The 5,341-nt window shown below is 57.8% G+C and carries 3 protein-coding genes; all 3 read right to left on the bottom strand.

What is annotated here, in order from left to right; all coding sequences use genetic code 11:
- A partial coding sequence (locus FJ222_11830) for an N-acetylgalactosamine 6-sulfate sulfatase (protein ID MBM4165112.1) occupies positions 1-873 on the bottom strand: 873 nt, incomplete at its 3' end.
- A gap of 299 nt (positions 874-1,172) precedes the next feature.
- Entirely contained in the window at positions 1,173-3,332 is a 2,160-nt protein-coding gene (locus FJ222_11825; protein ID MBM4165111.1) for a hypothetical protein, read from the bottom strand.
- 250 nt (positions 3,333-3,582) lie between these two features.
- Positions 3,583-4,833, bottom strand: coding sequence for an N-acetylgalactosamine 6-sulfate sulfatase (locus tag FJ222_11820; protein MBM4165110.1), 1,251 nt, complete (start codon positions 4,831-4,833; stop codon positions 3,583-3,585).
- Between the last annotated feature and the right edge of the window lie 508 nt (positions 4,834-5,341).

Below are 5,341 nucleotides of genomic sequence, written 5' to 3'. Positions count from 1 at the left end.
CTTCTGCTCCTTCAAAGGCTTGCTTCCACTGGTGGGGCCGTTGTCCGAGTTAAACCAGAGCATCGTGTTGTCGGCGAGCCCCCGTTGCCGGAGTCCGCTCCGCAGCGTGCCCACGGCGCGGTCCACACCCACGAGTTCGCCCCACTTGCCATTGCCGCCAGCGGCCTGCAAATCTGCCGGCAGCGGATCGTACGGAACATGCGGCCCCGAAAACCAGATGAGCGCAAAGAACGGTTGGCCGTCCCCCTTGGATCGAAGGCTGTCAATCCAGGTAAGCGCCTCCGCCACGATAACATCCGATCCATCTCCTTTCGTGGCAACCGCAGTTCCGCCACGGCTGAAGGTGCTGTCAAGGTCGAACGTGTTGTGGGCGGAAAACCACGTCTCAAAACCGAAAACTCCGGGATTCAGCGGATCGTCCTTGGCGATCGGCTTGCTTCGGTCTTTGGCTGCGTTGAGATGCCACTTGCCGAAGTGACCGGTCTTGTAGCCGGCCGCCTTGAGCGCCTGGGCAATCGTCTTTTCCTGAAGCTTCAACGGCAGGTTATAGGTTGTTACACCGTAACGGTAAGGGTGACGGCCGGTCAGGCAGCTTGCGCGCGTTGGCGAGCAGACCGGCGCGGCGGCGTAGAACCGGTCGAAGCGCAATCCGGCGGCAGCCATGGCATCAAGCTCCGGTGTCTTGAAAGCTCCCTTTGCCAGTGCCCCCTTTTCGTTATAGCTGACATCCGACCAGCCCTGGTCATCGGTCATCATGAGAATGATGTTGGGCCTGCCGGCTTTCTCTTCTTCCGCCGCAACACCCATATCAGGACGCAGCCCCAGAGCCACTGCGCCCAACCCCGCCACCTTCATAAATTCGCGTCGCTTCATCGTATTCTTTGCCTTTATGCATTCATCATTCGTTTCGGTTGACGATTACGGGCGACAATTACGGATTACGAGGAATTGCTCTGCAATCGTCCACCGTAATCGTCGCCCGCAATCGTTCTCCGATTCCCGCTTCTGACATTTGACCTGAGTCGTTACCATCATTCGGCGGCGGTGTCCTTAGCCATTTTTCGCTCCGGCATCTTGCCAGCCGCCGGATGAACTCCAGCGCATAGTCCTGACAAACGTCCGGGAAGAAGACATCCTTGTCCTCCGCAGTTTCCTTGCCGTTTCTTGCGTGCCTATTCCGTCGCCGCTTCAACTTTCCCAACTTTCGTCCCCCATGCCGGCAATTCCATCGAAACTTGATAGCGCCCGTTTTCGACCGTTCCCACGCCTTCCGTCGAGACGTACTTGAGCGAGGGATCCATCCCCATGGTTTTCAGGTCAATGCTGCCGCTCACGGTGTTTCCTTTATCGCTGAGATTGAACACGTTCACCGTGAAAGCTCTTTCCCCCGGTAACACATGCAGATGGATCTCCTCGCTGATGCCGTAGAAGTCGCCCCGCTTGTAGAACCGGTCATTGGCCCGGTACCAGCGCATGGCTTCCTGCCCGGCTTTGACAATGGCCGGGTTTTTGTTCGTTCCGCCAATCCCCAGATGACGGCACGTCGAGGCGTACCACCACAACACCATGCAGTGTTCGTTATCGGTGATAAGGCTCACATGAGTGTAGATCGGCACATTGCCCCCCAAGTTGGCATAATAAAGGGCCGCCGTCCGGCCTTGCTTGATATCGTCCATGGGGTTCCACATCAGTTCAAAACCCCAGGTCATGTCATAACTGCCGGGCAGTCCGTACTTGTAGTAGATGGGCGTGGCACGAACTTTCGAGCCGCCGGCAATGGCGTCGTGCATCTCAATCAACACCTTCGGATATTTCGCATGAATGCGTTGTGCGAGGTCGAGATTGGCGCGAATATGGTCTTCTATCCGATAGGGCACTGGATGACCGTGATGGGGATTCATGCAGCCACCGTTCCACCAGTTGCCATCGAACATCAAATACACAACGCCATCCGCGCAATGCTCCAACATCCGTTCTGCCGCCACATCCAAATACTGCTTCGACCCCAAACAGACCAGCGGTCCTTCAAGCAAGTTGGTAAAACTGAGCAAACTGAAATTGGGATCACTGGCCTTTTCCGGCGGGATTCGGCGGGATTCGACCGGGAAACTCTTATAGGCGTTCTTCCCCCACGTGATCCGGCTCGACATCCAACTGGCCAGAGGACAGTGCAAAGACACTTTCAGGCCGTATTTTGATTGCATCTCGTCAATGAACTGCTTCCGCGGTCCCAACCATTTTTCACCCCACAGGAACGTCCCGAAATCGGTGTCCCATCCCGGATCAAGATAGAGTGCCTCGCAACTGTAGGCTTTGCCCTTGGCTGCCTCGCGTTCAAGAATCGCCTTCGTAAAACGACGGGGACGGTTGTTCCACGCTCCCGACATATCGTAGAGCTGTTCCCAGTGCACCGGTGGGTTGAAATCCTTCGGGAACCGGCACCCCATTTCATCCAGCATACCCCGGAACGCATAGCAGGCTTCCCGGTGACCACCGCGCAACATTTGATAACGAACTAATCCAAGATCGACACTCTGACCGGGCGCGATACGGCCTAAGTCCGCCGGCTCGCCGCCAATCATCGCCACGCCGCCGAACCGCAACCGCATGCCATCGGCGGCGGGATGCTTCGACACAACGCTGAACTGCATATTTTGCTGACTGAACTTGAAAATCCCGAACACATCGTCGCCACGCACCCATGCCCATCCTTCCGAAGCCCGATGCGGTGATGGCATTGATGATACACGCTTGATTTGTTCCATTGACGGGACATACCCCGGTGTGAGCACGACCTCCTGAAGGGAATAATCGTGTTGTTTCCCCTTGGGGTCATTCGCCCGACGCAGGAACGGCACAGCCATCAAATGATCCCTGGAAAATTCCGGCAACAGTTTCCCTTTTGAATCGGCCACACACAGTGTGAAACCCGTCTCAAATCCTGAAAGCGCAATGAGCTTGTCCGTCTTGTTCCGCACCACGATTCGCTCTTCCATCACCGGACGGTCCGACGGCAGCAAGAGCGTATGCTCGACCTCCAACCCGGCCAATTGCCCGCGAATGATGACCTTGCCGTCCCCGGAGGACACCGTCGCGTTCTCCAACGTGTTCGTCTTCCCTTTCTCATCCACCCTCATCGCTTGATAAAGGTAAGGTCCATCAGCGAGTTTCCACCGAGAAGCTAGATCCTCAAGGCTGGCCTGCACTCCGTCCTTCTCGGCAACAACCGAGACATGAAAGGCCGCATTCTTCATCTCGTCAGCAACGACACTCCCACACCAGGCTAAGCAACAGACGGCCCATGTGATTTTGGCAGTACAAATTCGGTTCATTGGTTGATTCCTTTTTATCGACCTGCCCCACCCCCACCCCCCCCATGCTATCCGGCAGACCAGGGGAGACGGCGGTCAATCCCGCCTTCTTCAAAAAGTCACGCCATCTCGTCGCGTTTCTTCTCTTCCGTGGTCATTCTTCTTCAAAAACTCACCATGACCCTGTCGGTTGACGATTACGGATTACGAGGAATTGCTCTGCAATCGTCCACCGTAATAGCCGCCCGTAATCGTCCGCCGATTCCTGATCTCACTTCGGGTAATCCGCCCCCTCCTGGCTCTTGCGCACGGATGCAGCCCATTCGTCCAACAGTTTTCCCAGCCTGGCGACAACCTCCGGCTCTTCTTCGAACAGTGTTTTTCTTTCGCCAGGGTCTTCAATCAGATCGTAAAGCGATGCCCCGTTCGCGCCGACCAGGAGTTTGTACCGGTTGTCGGATAATGCGTTGCTCTTCGCGTCCATGAAGCCGATCGGACTCGGCCGTTCAGCCATTTTCCCCTCAAGCAGGGGGATCAGACTGATTCCATCCAGAGGTTGCGGCTTGTCTGCCGGCATGGCCACCCCGGCGGCCTCGAGCAGGGTCGGATAAAAATCGCTGGTGACCACCGGCACGGAGGTCCGGCCCGGCTTCACGCGCGCCGGCCACTCGCATATGCCCGGCACGCGAATGCCTCCTTCATACAAACCGCCCTTTTCGCCCTTCAGAGGCCTGTTATCGCGTGGGCTGCCATTGTCTGAGTTGAACCAGAGCATGGTATTGTCGGCGAGGCCGCGCTCTCGCAGTCCTTTCCGAAGCGTCCCCATGGCCCGGTCCACACCCGCCAGTTCGCCCAATTCCATGTCCTCGCCTCCGGCAGCCTGTAAATCTTCCGGCAGAGGTTTGTGCGGCGCGTGCGGGCTGCCAAACCAGATAACCGCAAAAAACGGCTGACCCGCGGCCTTGGTTCCGAGGCTGTCGAGCCACTTGAGAGCCTCGGCCACAATCACGTCGGAGCCGTCTCCCCGCATGGCGACCTGCGTCCCTTCGCGGCTGAACGTCCAGTCATTCTCGAAGTAGTTGGAGACCGAGAACCACGTCTCGAAGCCGAATGCGCCGGGGTTGAGCGGATCGTCCTTGGCAATCGGCTGTCCCGGGCCCATCACTCCGTTAAGATGCCATTTGCCAAAGTGACCGGTCCTGTAACCGGCTGCATGAAGCGCCTGGGCAATCGTCCCTTCCCTCAGATCCAACGGCTTGCCGAAGAGCGTGACCCCGTACCGGAACGGGTGCCGGCCTGTGAGGCAGCTTGCGCGCGTGGGCGAGCAGACCGGCGCCGCGGCGTAGAACCGGTCGAAGCGCATCCCGGCGGCCGCCATTTTATCGATCTCCGTCGTCCTGAACTTGCCATTTACCAGCCTGCCCGCTTCATTATAACTCACATCCGACCAGCCCTGATCATCCGTCATGCACAGAATGATGTTGGGGCGGCTGACTTTCTCCGTCTCCGCCGCAACACCCATATCAGGACGCAGCCCCAAAGCCACTGCGCCCAACCCCGCCACCTTCATAAATTCGCGCCGCTTCATCTGGTTTCGTTCCATTCATTATTCGTTACGGATGACGATTACGGGCGACGACTACGGATTACGAGAAATTGCTCTGCAATCGTCCACCGTAATCGTTCACCGATTCCCAAATCCGTGCTCCGACCTGAGGCGTTGCCATCATTCCTTGGCGGCGGCCTCAGGCGACTTCCGCGGCGGCAGAGCGCCGGCCGCCGGATTGAGTTTGTCGAGCACGGCCTGCAGCCGCTTGCGCGCGGCGAGCGCGTCCGCATCCTGCGAATCGGCCGGCACGAGCGGCTCCGTGAACGGGGCGTCCTGCATGTCGAACAACTCACCGGACTGATTGAGTTTCCACTTATCTTCGCGAACATACCATTTGTCATCGCAGCCCACAAAGATCCATTCGCGCGATTCGCCCTTCTTCCCGCGCAGCAGCGGCGCAAAACTCAAACCGTCATACGGC

This window comes from Lentisphaerota bacterium, from assembly GCA_016873675.1.
Taxonomy (GTDB): Bacteria; Verrucomicrobiota; Kiritimatiellia; order RFP12; family JAAYNR01; genus VGWG01.
This window is presented reverse-complemented; position numbering and strand designations above follow the sequence as displayed.